The organism is Microvirga tunisiensis, assembly GCF_009296175.1.
Classification (GTDB): domain Bacteria; phylum Pseudomonadota; class Alphaproteobacteria; order Rhizobiales; family Beijerinckiaceae; genus Microvirga; species Microvirga tunisiensis.
This window is the reverse complement of sequence record NZ_VOSK01000116.1, coordinates 1-19785: the sequence shown is the minus strand read 5'-3', so window position 1 is coordinate 19785 and position 19785 is coordinate 1. Positions and strand designations below refer to the sequence as shown.

General features: G+C 60.8%; 14 protein-coding genes and 1 pseudogene. 10 read left to right on the top strand and 5 right to left on the bottom strand.

The features are described from left to right. A partial coding sequence (locus FS320_RS47215; RefSeq protein ID WP_210252213.1) for a hypothetical protein occupies window positions 1-355 on the top strand: 355 nt, incomplete at its 5' end. Between the two features lie 604 nt (window positions 356-959). Here the strand turns inward: FS320_RS47215 and dusA are convergent. Next, window positions 960-1952, bottom strand: a complete 993-nt coding sequence (dusA, locus tag FS320_RS23050) for a tRNA dihydrouridine(20/20a) synthase DusA (RefSeq protein WP_420846808.1) — start codon at window positions 1950-1952, stop codon at window positions 960-962. A 174-nt stretch (window positions 1953-2126) separates the two neighbouring features. Here dusA and FS320_RS23045 point away from each other — a divergent pair, with 174 nt between their 5' ends. The 6 genes from FS320_RS23045 to FS320_RS23020 all read left to right on the top strand — a co-directional run bounded on the left by FS320_RS23045 (window position 2127) and on the right by FS320_RS23020 (window position 9192). After that, window positions 2127-2828 (top strand): FRG domain-containing protein, encoded by a 702-nt coding sequence (locus FS320_RS23045; RefSeq protein ID WP_152714271.1) that lies wholly within the window; start codon window positions 2127-2129, stop codon window positions 2826-2828. Window positions 2829-3234: 406 nt separating this feature from the next. Beyond that, complete coding sequence (gene hydA, locus FS320_RS23040) at window positions 3235-4698, top strand: dihydropyrimidinase (RefSeq protein WP_152714270.1); 1464 nt, start codon at window positions 3235-3237, stop codon at window positions 4696-4698. 72 nt (window positions 4699-4770) lie between these two features. After that, entirely contained in the window at window positions 4771-6219 is a 1449-nt protein-coding gene (locus tag FS320_RS23035; protein WP_152714269.1) for an amidohydrolase family protein, read from the top strand. A 7-nt stretch (window positions 6220-6226) separates the two neighbouring features. Then, window positions 6227-6898 (top strand): aspartate/glutamate racemase family protein, encoded by a 672-nt coding sequence (locus FS320_RS23030; protein ID WP_152714268.1) that lies wholly within the window; start codon window positions 6227-6229, stop codon window positions 6896-6898. 51 nt (window positions 6899-6949) lie between these two features. Continuing rightward, window positions 6950-8401, top strand: coding sequence for an amidohydrolase family protein (locus FS320_RS23025; protein WP_152714267.1), 1452 nt, complete (start codon window positions 6950-6952; stop codon window positions 8399-8401). Between the two features lie 74 nt (window positions 8402-8475). Next, entirely contained in the window at window positions 8476-9192 is a 717-nt protein-coding gene (locus tag FS320_RS23020; RefSeq protein WP_152710371.1) for an amino acid ABC transporter ATP-binding protein, read from the top strand. A gap of 84 nt (window positions 9193-9276) precedes the next feature. Here FS320_RS23020 and FS320_RS23015 read toward each other — a convergent pair. Beyond that, window positions 9277-10913, bottom strand: a pseudogene (locus FS320_RS23015) (amidohydrolase). 194 nt (window positions 10914-11107) lie between these two features. Here FS320_RS23015 and FS320_RS23010 point away from each other — a divergent pair. The 3 genes from FS320_RS23010 to FS320_RS23000 all read left to right on the top strand — a co-directional run bounded on the left by FS320_RS23010 (window position 11108) and on the right by FS320_RS23000 (window position 14500). Further along, on the top strand, window positions 11108-12145 hold the full coding sequence (locus tag FS320_RS23010) for an amino acid ABC transporter substrate-binding protein (RefSeq protein WP_152714265.1): 1038 nt from the start codon (window positions 11108-11110) through the stop codon (window positions 12143-12145). 66 nt (window positions 12146-12211) lie between these two features. Further along, the gene (locus tag FS320_RS23005; RefSeq protein ID WP_152714264.1) at window positions 12212-13384 is read left to right on the top strand and encodes an amino acid ABC transporter permease; all 1173 of its coding nucleotides are present in this window, start codon (window positions 12212-12214) and stop codon (window positions 13382-13384) included. Window positions 13385-13387: 3 nt separating this feature from the next. After that, window positions 13388-14500 (top strand): amino acid ABC transporter permease, encoded by a 1113-nt coding sequence (locus tag FS320_RS23000; protein WP_152714263.1) that lies wholly within the window; start codon window positions 13388-13390, stop codon window positions 14498-14500. Between the two features lie 117 nt (window positions 14501-14617). Here the strand turns inward: FS320_RS23000 and FS320_RS22995 are convergent, their stop codons facing one another. The 3 genes from FS320_RS22995 to FS320_RS22985 all read right to left on the bottom strand — a co-directional run bounded on the left by FS320_RS22995 (window position 14618) and on the right by FS320_RS22985 (window position 19623). Next, on the bottom strand, window positions 14618-15913 hold the full coding sequence (locus FS320_RS22995; RefSeq protein ID WP_152714262.1) for an NAD(P)/FAD-dependent oxidoreductase: 1296 nt from the start codon (window positions 15911-15913) through the stop codon (window positions 14618-14620). 131 nt (window positions 15914-16044) lie between these two features. Further along, window positions 16045-19077, bottom strand: a complete 3033-nt coding sequence (locus FS320_RS22990; RefSeq protein WP_162003354.1) for an aminotransferase class III-fold pyridoxal phosphate-dependent enzyme — start codon at window positions 19075-19077, stop codon at window positions 16045-16047. Window positions 19078-19194: 117 nt separating this feature from the next. Further along, complete coding sequence (locus tag FS320_RS22985; protein ID WP_152714261.1) at window positions 19195-19623, bottom strand: Lrp/AsnC family transcriptional regulator; 429 nt, start codon at window positions 19621-19623, stop codon at window positions 19195-19197. Window positions 19624-19785: the final 162 nt, after the last annotated feature.

Here is a 19785-nt window from a genome sequence, read left to right as displayed (position 1 = left end):
TTTGCGGCCGCTGCAGCCGCAGCACCAACTCAATCAGCTCTTCCTTGCTCAAACGTTCAAGATCGCCGCGGCCCATACCAGCAGGGAATCAGCGAATCCCAGTTGGCGCAAGGGCCTGGGTAATTACACCGCGAAATACTGGCAGCCGCCAGGGAGCGAAGACGGTTGCGATAAGCCAAGGCGCGAGGTCAGGGCGGCTGATATGAAATGGTTCTCCATGCCGAAACCGTCCGTCATAGGTGACACAAGCGTATCGGCCTGCAGAACTGCAGTGATGGAAGATGATCTTGTGAGAAGAAGGAGCCTCTTTGAGACCTTAAGAGGCTCCTCGCTCCGTATAGTCACCATTCGATGACCGGAGCCTGATCATCCCGCAGGATGATCGTGTTCAGATCAACTCAATGGGGGAGTTGCTCCGGGTAGCGAGCAGGCAGCTGTTCAGGGTACCGAACGGCAGGATAGACAGAAGTAGGATAAATGTGCACCAGCATAATATTCCCCTTTGTCATTTCTTTACGAGAGCTTCCCTAGAGACCATCCCCAGGGCTGTTCAAGCTCTCGTAAAGGAGAATAAATGTGATAACGTTTTTGTAAAGCGCAAAAACGAATGGAATATCATTTTGCAATCTTGGGTTCAGAAATACAACTTCAGCTGAATACTGAGGGGGCTGAACGTAAACTGGATGTTGAGTCATGCAACAATCCCAACCCTAGATAAGTGGGACAAACCTCAGAATCACCTATGTAATGTTATTACTATTACTGACAATCCTCGCCAATATCCGATTATTATCAGGCACTTATTACCTATACCTCTAGGGAATCAAGCTGTTGCGAGCACCAAAGCCCTGCCAGCATGAGATCGGTTTCCTCGACAAACCGGCGCAAGCGCGCCCAGCCGTGTTGGCGACGTTAGGAGTTTCGCATCTCCGAATGGCAGGCACGGCTTGTCCGACCGGTCAGGCTGCATCCGCCGGAGCCAAGCGTTCCACCGCTCGGGAGACATGCGCCACCGCATCGCGAAGCGTGTTGAGATTGGCTCCCGGCTTCACCGCCTCTGTCGCCAGGTGGCGGCGGTAGGCCCGCGCCCCGGGGCGTCCGGTAAAGAGTCCCAGCATATGACGGGTGATGTTGTGAAGCCGCTCGCCCTTCGCAAGCTGCTCCGCGATAAAGGGCTCATAGGCCTCCACCGCCTCGAAGCCGTCGGCCACCGGCGGCTCCTCGCCATGGAGTTCGCGGTCGACGCCGAGCAGGATCTCCGGCTCATGGTAGGCCACGCGGCCCAGCATGACGCCATCCAAATGCTTCAAATGCTCGTGGATCTCGGCCCAGGTCTTGATGCCGCCATTGATGGCGATCGGCAGATCGGGCCGTGCTGCCTTGAGGCGATAGACGCGCGGATAGTCGAGAGGCGGGATGTCCCGGTTTTCCTTCGGCGACAGGCCCTGCAGCCAGGCCTTGCGGGCATGGACCGTCAGTTCGTCGCAGCTGGCCGCCACCACGCAATCGGACAGGCGGTCCAAGGCCTCCTCCGCGTCCTGGTCGTCGACACCGATCCGGCACTTCACCGTCACCGGCAGGGAGATGGCCGCCTTCATGGCCGCCACGCATTCGCCAACGAGCACGGGCTCCTGCATGAGGCAGGCGCCGAAGCGGCCGTTCTGCACCCGGTCGGAGGGACAGCCGACATTCAGGTTGATTTCGTCATAGCCGAAATCGGCACAGATCCTGGCGGCTTCCGCCAGATCCGCCGGATCCGACCCGCCGAGCTGTACCGCCACGGGATGTTCAGGTTCGCTGAAGCCCAGCAGCCGTTCGCGCGGTCCATGAATGACCGCCCCTGTCGTGACCATCTCCGTATAAAGCCGCGCCCGGCGCGACAGGACGCGATGGAACGCCCGGCAATGCCGGTCGGTCCAGTCCATCATGGGGGCAATGGACACTTTAGCAATATCTGCAATCACTTAACTGTCTCAGTCGATCCAGGCAACATTCTCGTACATTCGCGCACGTTACGCTTTCTCCCCAGAAAACCTCAATGATTTCATTGGAGCAAAATGCGGAATGGCTGATTTTGGATTATTCCGTACAGAGATAGTGGCATAAAACCAAGGGGCAAGGCGACCATGGTCGATCACGTGATCAAGAGCTATGAGGACTTCCACAAATGGGTGTTCGACCACTTCTTGGATCATGGCTCCCTCTTCCGAGGACATGCCAACATCGACTACTTGCTGATGCCAAGCGTCGGCCGGCAGCTCGCGAAGTTTGTGGGCGACAAGAAAACAAAGCAGAATTTGCTCGACCAAGAGCGGTGGTCGTTCGACATTTTTGAGAAAGAGGCGATGGCCTTCGTATCCGGGCCGAAGCCGAATAGATGGGAGATGTTGGCGCTCGCTCAACATCACGGGCTACCTACAAGGCTGCTGGATTGGACACACAATCCCATGGTTGCTCTGTACTTTGCTGTCCGTGATGACCAGCCTGCAAATGGCGTCATCTACGGGTTTGGAGCTAACATGATGCCCGATTTGGCAGATGCCGAAGATCCGCCACAAGATCCGCTTTCGATCTCACAAAACTGGCAGTTCATTTCCCATCGGATCTCACCACGCATCGTTGCTCAGGAGAGTGTATTCACAGCACATGCTGATCCGACCGAGATATTCTCGTCCCCTTTTATCTACAGGGCCGTAATCCCAGCAGAGCTGAAGCACAATCTCAGGATAATACTTCACCGATATGGGATGACTGCAAAGGTCATATTCCCCGGGCTAGATGGGATAGCGAGAACTGTTTCGTACCTAAAGTTTGGCGGCGGCTCCTGACACTGGGCGAGCAGCAGGCGAAGCCGCGTGATCTCGTCGGCAGCTTCTTTCGTTAGCCTGCAGATGTGGCCATCTCCACGAATGCTCCCGTAGCAAGCATTTGCCTGCCACCGCCTGAACACCCCGCCCCACTCGTGCTCCTCTTTCTGAAATCCGCAGAGGGTGTCGCTCGCACCACCTCGCCCGATTTTATTGTGCAGCGCGAAATCGAAAAAGATGACCTTAGTGTATACGGAACTGTCGCTGAAATCGGGGCCAGCAAACAAAGATGCGTGCAGCATTTGAATTTAGACGAGAGTCCCGATCCTACCCTTAAGTCCTCCTTGCTGCGGTTCGCTTCATCCGCATAAGCTGTCGGCAGCATACAGGCTGAACCACATCGCCATCCCAAGCGTCGGGGGAATCATTGGTCGCGTACGATCTGGTCATCAAGGGTGGAAGCATTGCGACCACCGAGGGCGTCTCGACGATGGATGTGGCCATTTATCGTGGCCAGATCGCCGCGCTCGGTTGGGACCTACCGCCGGGGCGGCGCACGATTGATGCCACGGGCAAGCTCGTTCTTCCGGGTGGAGTCGATGCCCATTGTCATATCGAGCAGCTCTCCGGTGGCGGTCTGATGAATGCCGACACGTTCGAGACGGCCACCCGCTCTGCCGCTTTCGGTGGCACGACGACTGTCATCTCCTTCGCAGCCCAGCATCGAAGAGACAGTTTGCTCGATGTCGTCCGGAACTACTCGGACCTTGCTGCGAGCGGCGCGGTGACGGATTACGCCTTTCATCTTTGGATTTCCGATCCGACACCGCAAACGCTGGAACACGACCTGCCCCAGTTGATCGAGAGTGGCCATCGCTCGATCAAGATCTTCATGACCTATGATCGCGTGCGCCTTCTCGACGAGCAGGTCTTGGACGTGATGATGGTGGCCCGAGAGCACGGCGCCCTGGTCTGTGCCCATGCCGAAAACCATGGAATGATCAAGTGGATGGCCGACCGGCTCGTGTCGCGTGGCTATGTCGAGCCGAAGTTCCACGGCGTGAGTCATCCCCGCGTGTGCGAGATCGAAGCGTTCGAGCGCCTCATTCGCTTCTCCCAGCTCCTGGATCAGCCCATCATGCTGTTCCATGTCTCAACCGCCGAGGGCGCTGCCGTTATCCGGCGCGCACGTGGTGAAGGCATCAAGGTCTTCGCCGAAACGTGCCCGCAGTACCTGTTCTTGACTGCGCAGGACCTGGATCGCCCCGGCCTCGAAGGTGCCAAGTGGATGTGCAGTCCTCCTCCGCGTTCAACAGCCGATCAGAACGCATTGTGGCAGGCGCTTGAACTCGGCGATCTTCAGGTCGTCTCCTCCGACCATGCGCCATACAGGTTTGACGAAAGCGGCAAGCTTTCAGCGGGCCCCAACCCGGATTTCAAGCAAATCGCCAACGGTCTCCCAGGACTCGAGACACGCCTGCCGCTTCTGTTCGACGCCATGGTGAGCCAAGGAAGATCCAGCCTGGAGAAGTTTGTCGAGATAACGGCGACGGCTCCGGCGAAGATCTACGGTCTTCATCCGCGCAAGGGTGCTATCGCGGTCGGTGCCGACGCCGATATCGCGATCTGGAACCCGGATCGAGAGGTAACGTTCACCGATGATGGGTTGCACGACAATGTCGGCTACAATCCTTTCGCCGGCCGCACATTGCGGGGCTGGCCCGAGATCGTTCTGCGCAGGGGTGATGTGATCGTTGCGGACGGAACGCTTCAGGCCGCTCCAGGATCGGGACAGTTGCAGATGCGCGGACGTGCTGCCTCGATGAGACCAGCCGGCATCCTCAGTCCCGAGTTCGATCCGGCGAGCAATTTCGGCGCTCAACTCCTGTGATCCACACCCTCGAGATCCCGCTGGTCTGCCGGCCAGTCAATATTCAACACATCAGCATCGGCTCCAGATATCATGACTGAACCAGTAACGGTCGTTCGAAAGGCAGCTTGGGTCGTCGCCTGGGACGGAGGCTCCTCTCAACACGTGTACATGCAAGATGCCGATGTCGCTTTCTCCAAGGCCGGGGTGCTGTATGTGGGGCCAACCTACGACGGTCACGCAGACGAGGAGATCGCCGGCGCATCCATCATGGTGATGCCCGGCCTCGTAAACATCCACTGCCACTCCGGGGACGAGCCCATTGCCAAGGGCCTGTTCGAGGACGTTGGAACCGCGGTTCTTTGGGGCAACGCCCTCTATGAATATTCCGCCCTCGTCGACTCGGATGCGGATGCGAAGGCCGCATGCCAGACGGTGATGCTGGGCGACCTGATGCGCAGCGGCGTGACCACCCATCTCGACATCGCGTCACCTCATTCCAAATGGCTCTCCCTGGCGGCGGAAAGCGGAATGCGAGCCTATCTCGCCCCCGGCTTCCGCGAAGCGCAATGGCGCATGGCCGGCAGCCACCGCCTTGAATTCGAGTGGAACGAGGCGCAGGGGCGCGAGCGCTACGCCGAAGCTCTGGCCTTCGTGGACCAGGCGCGTGCTCATCCCAGCGGCCGTATCGACGGGGTGATAGCTCCATCGCAGATCGAAACGTGCTCCGAGGGGCTGATCCAGGATGCCGTCGCCGAAGCACGCAACCGCGGGATGCGGATCACCATCCATGCGGCGCAGACCATGGCCGAGCACGAGGAGTTGCTTCGGCGGACCGGAGAGACGGCTCCGGCCATGCTGGAGCGCCTGGGCGTCCTTGGACCGGACCTGATCCTAGGGCATTGCATCTTTCTCGATCATCATTCCTGGACCCGGCAGCGTAGCCGCGAGGACCTCGCCCGCCTTGCCCGAAGCGGCACCTCCGTGGCCCATTGTCCCGTTACCTTCGCGCGCAGCGGCATGACGCTCGAAAGCCTCGGCGCCTATCTCCGTGCAGGGGTCAATGTCGGTATCGGCACCGACAGTTATCCCTTCAACATGCTGGAAGAAATGCGCGAGGCCATGATCTGCTCGCGCGTTGCCGGACGCAGCGTGTTCGACCTGAATACGGGCGGCTTGTTTTCTGCGGCGACCACCGGAGGAGCAAAGGCCCTTGGCCGCAGCGACATCGGGCGGTTGGCGCCCGGCGCCAAGGCGGATCTGGCTCTTGTGGATCTGAGCCACCCGGCCATGCAGCCGATCCATGATCCGCTGCGCAATCTGATCCATTGCGCTGCGGAGCGCGCCATTCGTGACGTCTATGTAGACGGCCAGGTTGTGGTCAAGGACCATCGCGTCGCCAATCTGGACTACGATGGCGCGGTTCGAGAGCTGCAGGACGCGCAGAGGCGCGCCTCTCGACGGGCGGAGCGGGAAGATCCGCAAGGCCGTCCCCTCGCTACTTTGGCTCCCTATTCCCTGCCGCTCGCTGCTCGAGGATGAAGCAATTATGGGATCTTCGGTTTATGTCATCAATCCGAATTCCTCACAGAATGTCACGGCAGAAATCGACAGGGCCGTGGCTCCCTTGAGGAGCGCCGATGGACCGGACATCGTGTGCCTCTCACTGCCCGAAGGCCCACCCGGCATCCAGTCTCAACGGGATGTGGACGGCGTCATCATGCCTTTGCTTTGCAAGGCGTCCGAGCTGGAGGACGGCGCAAGCGCCTTCGTCGTCGCGTGCTTCTCCGATCCCGGCCTCCATGCTCTGCGCGAACAGAGCCGCCGTCGCGTGTTCGGGATTGCCGAATGCGGCGGGCTGACGGCGCTCACTCTCGGGCAGCGCTTCGGCGTCATCGCCATCCTGCCAACCTCCGTTCCAAGGCATCTCTGCTATTTCAGCGCGATGGGTGTCATGGATCGCTTCGCCGCCGACCTCCCGATCGGGCTTACCGTTGCCGAGCTCTCCGACGAGGCGCATACGTTGGGCCGCATGGTCGATGTCGGCCGTACGTTGAAGGCTGCTCATGGCGCTGACGTCCTCGTGATGGGCTGTGCCGGCATGGCTCGTTATCGCGCTGCCCTGGAGGAGGCCGTCGGGGTCCCCGTCATCGAGCCGACGCAGGCCGCCGTCGCCATGGCGGTCGGTCACGTGCGCCTCTTGCAAGCTCTCGCGCCCTGACGGCGCTCTCTCTTTTCTGCCTAGCCCTTCTATGCCCTCATGGAGCCTTAAATGACTAGCGTTGTCGCCAAGACGACCCTCTTCCGGAACTGCGATTGGATTGTCGCCTGGGACGAGGCTGCCCGATCCCATGTTTACCTCCGCAACGCGGACTTCGTGGTTCGAGGCGCGGACATCATCCATGTCGGGGAAGGCTATTCCGGCCCGGTCGATGCGGAGGTCGACGCCCGCCGGATGATGATCATCCCCGGTTTCGTGGACATCCACAGTCATCCCGGCCACGAGCCCGGCTGGAAAGGCATGCTGGAAGAGCTCGGCAGCCCGCGCCTCGGCCAGAGCTCGTTATACGAGTTCATGCCGGTCTTTCAGATCGGCCCGGAATACACGCGCCCGGCGCTTCGCGTCGCGGCGTCAGAGCTCCTGAAGAGCGGCGTCACGACCATCTGCGATCTCGGCAGGCCGCGAGAAACCTGGGCCGACGAATATGCGGAAACCGGCATCCGCGCCGTCCTCTGGGGGATGTTCCGGTCTGGTCCCTGGAAAACCACCAATGGCCACTCGGTGGATTACGACCTCGATCCGGCGACTGGCGACCGATTACTGCGCGAGGCGATCGAGATTGCGGACGCCGCCTCGAAGCATTCGAGCGGACGCATCACCGGATTCTTCGCACCGGCCCAGATCGACACCTGCACGGAGGGGCAGATCCGCGATGCCCTCGACGCCGCACGCGAGCGGAATCAGCCGATCCAGATCCACGCCGCGCAGAGCATCGTTGAATTTCAGGAGATCATGCGTCGCTACGGCTGCACGCCCATCGAATGGCTCGACAAAATAGGAGCCCTGGGGCCAGACACGATCATCGGCCATTGCATCTTCCTGAACGACCATCCCTGGCTGCATTGGCCCCACGCCAGCGATTTTGAGCGCCTGCGGGACAGCGGGGCTCAGGTCGCGCATTGCCCCGTCGTCTTCGCCCGGCGTGGCATTGCCCTGAACACCCTGAGCCGTTACATGAACGCGGGCATACGCTGCGGCATCGGCACGGACAGCTTCCCCCACAACATGCTCGATGAACTCCGAATGGCCTGTTACGCGGGCCGGATCATCGCGGGAAGCTTCACGGCAGCGACCACGAGAGATGCGTTCATGGCCGCTACGGCCATCGGGGCCGACATGATCCGCCGGCCGGACCTGGGGCGCCTTGCTCCGGGGTGCAAAGCGGACTTCTCGGTCGTCGACATGAGCAATCCCTACATGCAGCCCGACTACGAGCCCATCCGCAGCCTCGTCTACTCGGCCAATGACAGGGCGATCAAGGACGTCTATGTCGACGGCCGTCAGGTCGTCCGCGACGGCGAGGTGCTGGACTTCGACATCGGTGAGGATCTCGAGATGCTGCGCCGGGGACAAGCCGAAGCGATTGCGGCAGCGCCCCAGCGCGACTGGGCAGGCCGCAGTCTCGAGCAGTTGAGCCCCCGCGTCTTCCCTGTGCGCAATTGATCGAGGGACGGCACATGACCCTGTCGACCATTCGCTCCGTCGACGTCGATCCCAAGGCGGAGGCCGCCGTTCAGATGATCGACGTGCACAAGTGGTACGGCGAGTTCCACGTGCTGCGGGACATCAACCTCAACGTGCGCCGCGGCGAGCGCATCGTCATCTGCGGTCCCTCGGGCTCGGGCAAGTCCACGATGATCCGCTGCATCAACCGCCTGGAAGAGCACCAGAAGGGCCGCATCATCGTCGACGGCACCGAGCTTCTCAATGACCTCAAGCGCATCGACGAGGTGCGCCGCGAGGTCGGCATGGTGTTCCAGCACTTCAACCTGTTCCCGCACCTGACGATTCTCGAGAACTGCACGCTGGCTCCGATCTGGGTCAAGAAGATGCCCAAGAAGGAGGCGGAAGAGATCGCCATGCACTACCTGAAGCGGGTCAAGATCCCCGAGCAGGCGAACAAGTACCCGGGCCAGCTCTCCGGCGGCCAGCAGCAGCGCGTGGCGATCGCCCGCTCGCTGTGCATGAGCCCCAAGATCATGCTGTTCGACGAGCCGACCTCGGCGCTCGATCCCGAGATGGTCAAGGAGGTGCTCGACACCATGGTGGGGCTGGCCGACGAGGGCATGACCATGCTGTGCGTCACCCACGAGATGGGCTTTGCCCGTCAGGTGGCCGATCGGGTGATCTTCATGGATTACGGACAGATCGTGGAGATGAACACCCCGGACGAGTTCTTCAAGAACCCGCAGCACGAGCGCACCCGGCTCTTCCTATCCCAGATCCTGCACTGAGACGGATCCCCGAAACGCAAAAGGCCCCGGACACCCCGAGGCCTTTTTCTGTTGGTACGGCACCTCTTCTCGAGACAACTCGTATCAGTGAGCCGTCTCTCCATATCGGTCGAAGACAATCTCGCCCCCACGGATCGTGAGATCACAGCGAGTGTCATGGAGCACGTCCTCCGGGGAGGCTGTCAGGAGATCGCGCGAGAACACCGCAACATCCGCCGCGAGGCCGGGAACGAGGCGGCCCCATTCATGCTCGGCCTTGTTCACGTAAGCGCCGAACTCTGTAAAGGCGGTGATAGCCTGCTCGATGGATACCACTTCCCGCTCATCCATGACGGTGCCATGGGACGTCTTACGGGTGATCATAGAGAAAAAATTTGGAATGGATTGATGCCGCAGACAGGGGCGTCACTGCCGGCTGCAGGCTTGAAGCCAAGATCAATCCAAGTTCTGAGTGGATAGGAAGGCTTTGCCCGCTCTTCGCCCACAACGGAAATGTACAGATCGCCGAAGTCATAGATGAACACGGGCTGGGGCACCGGCTGAACGCCGAGGCGTTTCATGCGGGTGTTCTGGTCGGCTCTTGCATAGCCCGCATGCTCGATCCTGTGGCGGCGATCGGGATCCGGGATCACTTCGAGGGCTCGCTCGAAGGCATTCAAAGTCTGCTCGATGGCCGCATCGCCGATGGCATGAACGGCCAACTGATAGCCCTTTGCATGATAATCATGCACGAGGTCATTCATCTCGTTGTCGTGCAGGGGCATCAGGCCGGTGGTTTTGGGCTCTCCGACATACGGCTCGGTCATGGCGGCAGTCCGGCCGCCGGCGCTGCCGTCGGTAAAGATCTTCACTGGCCCGACGCGCAGCATGGAATCGCCTACGCCCGTCACTACTCCATCGGCATAGGCCTGTTCCACGATGCCGCCCGGCCCTCCTAGCAGGCACTGGGTCGTCCTCACGGGCAGGCGGCCGAGGCGCTGGGCTGTGCGGTAAGCCGCAACCTCACGATAGCCTGCCCTCATGCCGACGCCGGCATCCATCACGCTGGTGATGCCGTAGGACAGGCATGCTCTACCGGCATCGTCGATGGCCTGAACGAGTTCCTGATCCGTCGGTTCCGGCAAAACCGCCTTCAGGCGGTCACGGCCGGTTTCGGCCAGCAGGCCAGTCAGCCGCCCGTCCCGCTGCTCGATGGCGCCGCCCTGCGGGACGGGGGTCGTTTCGTCGATTCCTGCCAGTTCGAGCGCCTTTGAGTTGCAGATCGTCACATGGCCGCAGGCTCTCACGATCGCAACGGGATGATCGGGCGCGACGGCATCAAGCTCCTCGCGGAGGGGGTGACGCCTGACATCAAGTTCGAACTGATCATAGCCACGCCCCTGGATCCACTGACCGGGCGGCGTGGCCGAGGCGCGCTGCCTAACCCTTTCAAGCAGTGAGGTAAGAGTGGGCGCGGAGGCAGGGCGCACATCCACATGTCCCATGATGATCCCGTAGGGGAGAAGATGCATGTGCGAGTCGCACAGCCCCGGCGTTGCGAGGCGACCCGCGAGATCGATCACGCGCGTCGACGGGCCGATGAGGGGCTCCATATCGGCTGCCGATCCCACCGCCAAGACGTGTCCGGCCCAGAGGGCCACCGCTTCGGTCACTTGCTCTGAAAGGCCGCGGAAGACCCGGCCATTTGTGAGGACGATGTCGGCTTTGGGCAAAATGGGCATGAACTACTCGCGCAACGAAGAACAGTGACAGCAGAGGCTGTCGCTGAGAACAAGTCGAGTTTGCATACCTTTTAGTCAGTCAGCAAGTTCAGAGATGTTTTACGGTGGGAAAATCTGCCCTTGATACGCTGGCTCTTTCGGGTCTAGCTTCAAGTGTCAGCGACCAAATAAGGCGCATGGAAAGAGGGAGTACAATGATACAATCCAAATTTATGGCCCGTTGGCTTGCGGTGGGCCTCATCGCAGGCGTTGCCGCTGTTTCGGCGGCACCTGCATCTGCGCAGGCGACACTCGATACGGTGAAGAAGCGCGGCAAGATTCTTTGCGGCGTGTCCCCTGTCGCTCCCGGCTTCTCCTATGCCGACGACAAGGGCGTTCGACGCGGCTTCGATGTTGATATCTGCCGGGCTGTATCGGCAGCGATCTTCGCCGACCCTGACAAGGTCGAATACGTCCCGCTCAACACCAACGTGCGCTTCCAGGCCGTTCAGTCCGGCGAAGTGGACATTCTGTCTCGCCAGAACACCTGGAGCTTCTCGCGCGACGCCTCTCTCGGTCTCGATTTCGGACCTGTCGTGTTCTACGATGGCCAAGGCCTGATGACGACGGCCAAGCTCAACGTCAAGAGTGCGAGCGAACTCGCCGATGCCGCGATTTGCCTGTTGCCGGGGACCACGACGCTCCAGAACCTGGAAGACTTCTTCCGACCCAAGAACATCAAATACGAGTCCGTCGTGTTCGAGAATTCCGACGAGTGGCGGAACGCCTTCTTTAACGGACGCTGCGACGCCATCACGACGGATCGTTCGGACCTTGCTTCGGTCCGCGCCATCGCCAACGATCCCTCGCAATATGTGGTTCTGCCCGAAACCATCTCGAAAGAGCCTCTCGCTCCGACCATTCGCCAGAACGATCCGAACTGGCGCGATATTCTCAACTGGTCGGTCTATGCCCTCATTGGTGCCGAGGAGAAGGGCGTGACGCAAGCCAATGTGGACGAGTATCTCAAGAGCGAGGATCCCGAGATCCAGCGCATGCTCGGCGTAAACGGCGACTTCGGGAAGATGCTCGGCCTCGACAACAAGTGGGCCTACAACATCGTCAAGTCCGTCGGCAACTACGGGGAGGTCTTCGATCGCAATCTTGGCCCCAAGACCCGGCTGGGCCTATCCCGCGGCCCGAACGAGCTTTGGACCAAGGGCGGTCTGCTTTACGCACCGCCGTTCCGGTAATCTGAGTTCAGCGGGCGGCCCTTCGGCCGCCCGTTTCGCCCTCGGCAGAATCCGGAAAGGATCATCATGCGCGTCGATGCGTCGAGCGGGACGAGTCTTCTTTACAATCTTCGCTTTCGGGCCATCCTCTATCAGGTGCTCGCCGTCGGCAGCATCGTGCTTGTCGGCCTTTACCTGTTTTCAAACGTATCGCAGAAGCTAGCGGAGCAGAACATCGCTACAGGCTTCGGCTACTTGAGCCGTGAAGCCGGCTTCGTCATCAGCCAGTCCTTGATCGACTATAAGCCCACCGATACCTATGGCCGCGCCATCCTGGTCGGCATCGTCAACACGGTTTGGGTTTCGGTCTGGAGCGTGGCGCTCGCCACGATCATCGGCCTTTTCGTCGGCATCGCCCGTCTTTCTCGCAACCCGCTGCTCGCCTTCCTGGCCTTCCTCTATGTCGAGGCATTGCGCAATGTGCCTCTCCTGCTCTACCTCTTCCTCTGGTATGCCCTCATCGTTACGGGCCTGCCGGCCGTGCGCGAAGCATGGGAAATTTTGCCCCATGTCTTCTTGAGCAATAGCGGCCTGACCGTGCCCTCCCTGATATGGACGAGCGCCCATACAATCGTTCTTCTGGCGTTGGTTCTGGGAGGAATTCTCGGCATTTTCGTGAACCGCCGCGCAACGGCCGAGCGCATCAGAACGGGTCAGGCGCGAGTGATCTGGCCTTTGGTTGCGCTGGTTCTTCTTCTCCCATCTGTTCTCGCCATCCTCGCCGTTCAACCCGATCTTACGCTCAGCATCCCGGAGAAGGGACGCTTTCGGCTGACGGGCGGTTCTCAGCTCACCCCGGAATTCACGGCTCTCCTCGTCGGTCTCGCACTCTCCGCCTCGGCCGGCATCGCAGAGATCGTGAGAAGCGGAATATTGTCGGTGCGCAAAGGGCAGTGGGAGGCGGCGCGCGCCCTGGGCCTGAGGGACGGGTTGACCATGCGCCTCGTCGTTCTGCCGCAGGCGCTTCGCGTCATCATTCCCCCGCTCACCAGCAGCTATTTGAGCCTCTTCAAGAATTCGTCGCTCGCCATCGCAATCGGCTATCCGGATCTCGTCATGGTGTCGAACACAACCATGAACCAGACCGGGCAGGCGATTGAGGGAATCGCGATCTTCATGCTGGTCTATCTCGGCCTGTCGATCATGATCTCCCTGTTCATGAACTGGTACAACAGCCGCGTTGCGCTGAAGGAGCGCTAGGCCATGACGACCGCGACCGACATTGCCGAAGCACAGTTGAAGATGCCGGCTCAGCGTGAGCCAAGTGTGGAGCGTCGCCTGCTCCATCGCACGCTCAAGCCTCTATTCGGGACACCCGTCAATGCCATCGTTACGCTGGCTTGCTTGTGGATCCTGTGGCTTGCTGCCAAGGGTGCATACGGCTGGCTCGTGACCCGGGCCGTCACGGAGGGTGGAGCCCAGGCCTGCAAGGTCGGGCATGGCGCCTGCTGGCCCTATTACGAAGCGAAGCTCCGCTTCATGATCTTCGGCGTCTATCCTTATGACGAGCACTGGCGCGTGGCCCTCGCCATGATCCTGTTTTTAGGGGCTATCGGAATCACGATGATCCCGCGCTTCTGGAACCGAAATCTTCTCGTCCTCTGGAGCATGACGATCGTCGCGGCCGCAATCCTAATTTGGGGCGGCGTGTTCGGCCTTTCCTATGTTCCGACGACGCAATGGAGCGGGCTGCCCCTCTCCTTCCTGCTCTCGGCTGTCGGACTCGCTTTCGGCTTTCCTCTGGGGGTCATTCTGGCCCTGGCACGATCCTCGAAGCTCCCCGCCATTCGCGTGATCGCCATCGTCTTCATCGAGGTGATCCGGGGTGTGCCTCTCATCAGCATCTTGTTCATGGCCTCCGTCATGCTGCCGCTCTTCATGCCGAGCGGGATCACGGTCGACAAGCTGCTGCGGGCACAAATTGCCATCGTGATTTTCGCGGCGGCCTATATTGCAGAAGCAGTTCGTGGTGGCTTGCAGGCGATTCCGCGGGGACAGCACGAGGCTTCCAGCGCGATGAGCCTGCATTACTGGCAGGCCATGCGCCTCGTCGTTCTGCCGCAAGCGTTGAAGATCGCCATTCCGCCGCTGGTGAACATTTCCATCGGCTTCTTTCAGGACACGACGCTCGTCACGATCATAGGCCTTCTGGATTTCCTCTCCACCGTTCGTACGGCGATGACAGATCCAAACTGGGTCGGCATCGCCGTCATGGAGGGCTACGTCTTCGCAGCCGTCGTGTTCCTGGTTTTTTCCTATGGAATGGGCGCCTTTAGCCGCTTTCTGGAGCGTCGCATGCGCCTCGGACTCGATTAGACCAGCGAGAGCGCTGTCTCCACAGCTATTCGGACTGCTCGAAAGCCAAGGGCACCTCGATGGATCGAGGTGCCCTTCAAGTTAGTCCCAGGATGCCGTTGGCATCGGAAGCCTCTATCAGGCGGCACGTGCCGCACGTCGCTCTTTGGCGAGATCCATCGCTTGATAGGTCCAGTAGGTGAGTTGTGCCGCGGCAACGCCGAAAGGCCCCCCGTTCCACACAAGGCCGAAAGGTTCATAGAGGCGATAGCGATCGCTCAGGCCGAGAATCCCTTCTGCGATCACCCGCCCTCCGATGGCCGTAGTGTTCATGCCACGCCCGCCAAACCCGAAGACGTACCAGACTCCCGGCTGGAGTTGTCCGATGAGAGGCATCAGATGGCGAGCATATCCCATGAGGCCCGACCAGGCGGTCTCCACACGCACGCCTTCGAGCTGCGGATAGGTGGAGACCATCGTCTTCTGCATCATCTCAGCGAGGCGGCGAGGCTCGGTCGTGCGCGTCGTGATCCGCCCACCCCAAAGAAGGCGTTCTCCCTCATCGACGAGGCGGTAGTAGTCCCCAGCACGACGGTTGTCGCTAATCGCCATCGGCGTGCGCACCGCCGCTGCGATCCTCTCCGGTGCCGCTTCCGTAAGAAGCACGTAAGTCGCGATCGGCAAGATGCTGCGGCGTAAGCGAGGCACCAGATTGTCCGTGTACCCTCCCCCTGCCAGAATCACGTCACGCGCCCTCACCTCACCGCGTGCCGTCCTGACGGTTTTCTCCGCAGCATTGAGATCGCATCCGGTGACGCGGGATTTCTCGAAGATCCGCCCCCCGTTCGCCTCGATGGCTCGCGCCAGAGCGCGGGCATAATTGAGAGGGTGAAAGTGAAAGCAGGCAGGATCGTGAAGCGCCTGGTAGTACTTTGGTGAGCGCAGGACGGATCGCACGGCGTCGGTCGGCATCACATCGAGATGATAACCGAATTCTCGCTGCATCATTTCGCACTGTCTCGCGAGGCCTTCCGGATCGTGGTATCGGAGCACGCTCATCTTGCCGTAGACCCGCTTGTTGTCGCTCACGGCAAGACTGTCGATGTTCTCCTCGACGATGCGCACGCCCTCGATCGATAGTCGGTGCAAAGCTTTCGCCTTCTCGCCCCCAACCATGCGGGCGATATTGGCATGGCTCGTCGCATAGCCTGGGCCGACGAAGCCTCCATTCCGGCCGGATGCTCCCCAACCGACCCGTTCCGCCTCCAGCACCACCACAGAGCGGCCTGATCGTGCCAGATCGAGAGCCGCCGTGAGACCTGCAAGCCCGCCGCCGACGATGGCAACATCGGCCGCCACAAGTCCCTCGAGGGAAGGATGTTGCGCCATATCCGTGAGCGTGCGGGCGTAGTAGGTATCTCCGTAGCCGTTCATGAAAAGCCCCCGATCCTTGCAATCGCCTCAAATCCTATCGAGATAGCCGGCAGCTTGAAAGCTTCCTTGGGCGCCTAAGCAGATGATCTAACCGTTCTATATGCTGCCTGAGCGCTCCGCCGCCTTCGGGATCACTGGAGAACATCGGCCATCGACCGGTCGAGAATCTGGATAAGCAGGTCCGCGTGCTCGCGCTTCAAGATCATGGGTGGGCGCAGCTTGATGACGTTGTCATGGGGACCGTCCGTACCCATGAGAACACCAAGCTCTTTTGCCCTGTTGGAGATCCTGGAGGCCGGGTCGCCTGCATGCTCCTTGGTTGCCCGGTCCCGCACGATCTCAATTCCGAGGAACAGACCTCGGCCGCGTACGTCGCCGATTGCCGGATACTTCTCCTGAAGGCGCTTTATCCCGTCGAGCAAATAGGCGCCCTGCTCGGAAGCATTGGCGAGCAGGTTCTCCTGTTCGAGTGTCTCCAGAACCGCAAGCCCGGCGGCACAGGACACGGGATTTCCGCCGAAGGTGTTGAAGTATTCCATGCCGTTCGCGAAGGCCTCGGCTATCTCCCGGCGCACCGCGACGACCGCGAGCGGATGGCCATTGCCGATGGGCTTGCCCATGGTGACGATATCCGGAACGACCCCATGCTCCTCGAATGCCCACATGGAGTCACCGACGCGGCCGAGACCGACCTGCACTTCGTCGGCGATCACGACGCCGCCTGCGGCGCGAACACTGGCATAGACGCTCTTCAGGTATCCCGGCGGAAGAAAGACTTGGCCGGCCACGCTCGGGATCGTTTCTGCGATGAAAGCCGCTGGAGCATGGCCCGACGGGAGGCCGGAAATAAGCCTCCCTGCCTCCTCGGCGTAATAGTGACCGATCTCCTCTGGCGTTCCTACGATGGGAGCCCGATAGACTTCCGGGATCGGGAGCTCGTGGGTGAAGGAAGGCCGTCCGCGCCCCCCCTTTCGCTTGTACTTGTAGGGACTGATATCGATCAGAGCCTGCGTGTGGCCATGATAGGCCCAGTCGAGCACCAGCATGTCGTTGCGACCGGTGAAGGTCCGCGCCATACGCAAGGCCAAGTCATTGGCCTCGCTACCCGTGCAGACGATGAAAAACGTGTCGAGCTCTTTCGGAAGGGACTGGGCCAGTCGGTCCGTATAGTCGATGATGGTGTCGTGAAGATAACGCGTATTGGTGTTGAGAAGCGCAGCCTGACGGGCAATCGCCTGCACCACGTTAGGATGACAATGACCGAGATGGGCGACATTGTTGTAGCAGTCGAGATAGGTGCGCCCTGCATCATCGATGAGCCAGACGCCTTCGCCTCGCACCATCTTGAGCGGTGTGCGGTAGGACATGCTGACATTGCGTCCCAGTCGCTCACGCCGCTTCTCGATTAACTCCTCCCTCGTGCGGCCGTTTCGCTCGAAGGCTTCGGATGTCAGGCCCGCAAAATCGTACGGGCGTGGATAAAGGTCCTCCCAGACCGGGACGAAGGCCTCTTCGCCAACACCGGGGATGATGCTGAGATCCTCGTAAGGGACTGTGATCAACTGCAGGTGGATATGGGGCACCCAACCGCCGTTTTCCGCATAATCCCCGAGCCGGGCCACGAGGGCGCCGGCTTCAAGGCGCTCGCCGATACGGCGCTCACGGGCCGAGGCATGGTCGAGATGCCCCCAGAGCGTCCAGAAGCGCAGGCCAGGCTCCGGCTCATGCTCAAGCAGGATGAGCCCGCCATAGTCTTGTGGATCTGGGTTGATCGTGGTTGCAACGACCGTTGCGGCCAGGGGCGTGAACATCTCGGTTCCCGCCGGCGCAAAAATATCAAGCCCAAGGTGCACGTTGCGACGCTTGCCTTCCGCCAGCACCGACTCGAAGAAGGGTGCCGTATAGATGATGCGCCGCTCCCCCCAGGGTCCGAGACCGAGGGTGAACCCGTGCTCGCGCACGAGCTCGGCATAGGCGCGCTCGGCACCGTCATTGTCCTGGGCCGCGCTTGCTGCAGCCAAGGGTTCGTCAAGGCTGCCGAGGTTCAGAACATGCTTTGCCTGGCGCGCCGGGTGCGGTCTCATGAGAGGTGCAAGATTCCGGCGATTGGCGGAGAGCCATTCCCGGATGCGGCGGGCTCCCGGGGTGGCTTCGAGCCCGCACGCCTGCCGCAGAATGCCAGTTGCAATGCGATGGTCGATGGCGGAGAGTTTTCGCAGAAGATCCCAAGCGGGCTTTTCACTCACGAAGAGATACGGATCCTCGGCTGCGCCCAGCCGACGGGCGGCCGACATGGTGACGCTGATGGTAAGGCGGGCCATGATCAAATGCAGGATCACGGAGAACTCCGTGTCCTGCAGAGGATACTCGGCATGATAGCCGGCGACGATCCGGGCAGCCGTCTCGATGGGGCTGGCCTCATCCAGCATGGCATAGGTACAGGCCACGGCGAGTTCGGCAACGATCGGCGAATGCACGGCATCGCCGAAATCGATCAGGCCGTTCACGCGACCGTCGGCAACGAGGACATTCCAATCGTTGGCATCGTTGTGAATCACCCCACAGCGCAGGTGCTTCAGAAGCGGCGTGACACGGCTATCGTAAATGTCGAGAGCGTTCTCGACGAGGCGGCACTGCTCGGGATCGGCGACCGCATGCAGGCGCTCCCGCGAGAAGGGCGCCGTCCGGATCTCCCAATCGAAGGAACGGTGCGCTCCCGGGTGGCCAAAGCTGGCAAGCGCTCGATCGAGGCGCCCGAGCAGGCGCCCGATACCGTGGAGGATCTCCGGTGTTTTCGTTTGCTCGGCGAGCGGGTGCCCCGCGAGATAGGTGACGAGACGCACGGCGTATCGTCCGTCCGCGCCATCGATGAGAGCATAATCCTGACCGCCAATCGTGTGCACAATTCGCGGCACGGCCAAGTCCGGATCGCAACCTTCCAGGTGACGCAGGAGAGCAGTCTGAAACTCAATGGCGGAGAGCGGCTCTGCCGCGTTCATGATCTTGAACGTAAAACCCTGCCCGTCTGCCGTCTCGATACGGAAGTTCTGGTCGCGCTCGCTCGGCAGAGAGGTCAGCCCACCCTCGATGCCGAAATGCGCCCGCAGAAGCTCGCGCGCTTCGGCACTCGAAAAGGCAGGGCGAGGGTTGTTGACGATGGTCACGACAGCATTCCGAGTTTGTGGCTTTCCCGAAATCTGGCATTGACGGAGTGGCGGCTGCACCACTCAATATGGCGGTCCGGCCGCCATATTGGCGGCTCGAACATGGATCTGCACCACTCAGGCAGGCTTCTCGTCCTTGAGGACGATCGCCGTCGTAACATCCGCGACATCCGGCATGAGGGCGATCTCGTCTCGGGCGACATTGAGCCCCGACATGGCACCTGACTCGATCTCGACCACCAGATCCAGGTCGCCACTGACCGACAAGCACCGGCAGACAGCCGGAAGGGCTGTGATGCGGGAAACGGTCTCGCGCGCCGGCGTTCGCCCAAGCCGGATCATCAGCAGTGCCCGGACGGCCTGCCCGCCCCAATGGTCTGGCTGCACGTCCGCCTTATAGCCAAGAATGATGCCATCTGCCTCCATCCGGGCAATCCGCTCGCGAACGGAGCTGCGCGCCAGCCCGACCTTGCCGGCCAGGGTTTTGAGGGGAAGCCGGGCGTTCTGCTGGAGAAGACGCAATATCTGGTGGTTCTTTTCGTCCATGCGGTGACAGGCCTAGAGCGCGTTGACATTCAGGCTTTCGACGGACTCGCAAATCTGATTCAAGCTCCTTTTGGGCGCGGAGGCTTGGGTGAGCGGAGTTCGTCTGATGTTGAAAGATCACCAGTGGGATCGGATGGAGCCGCATTTGCCGGGCAAACGCAT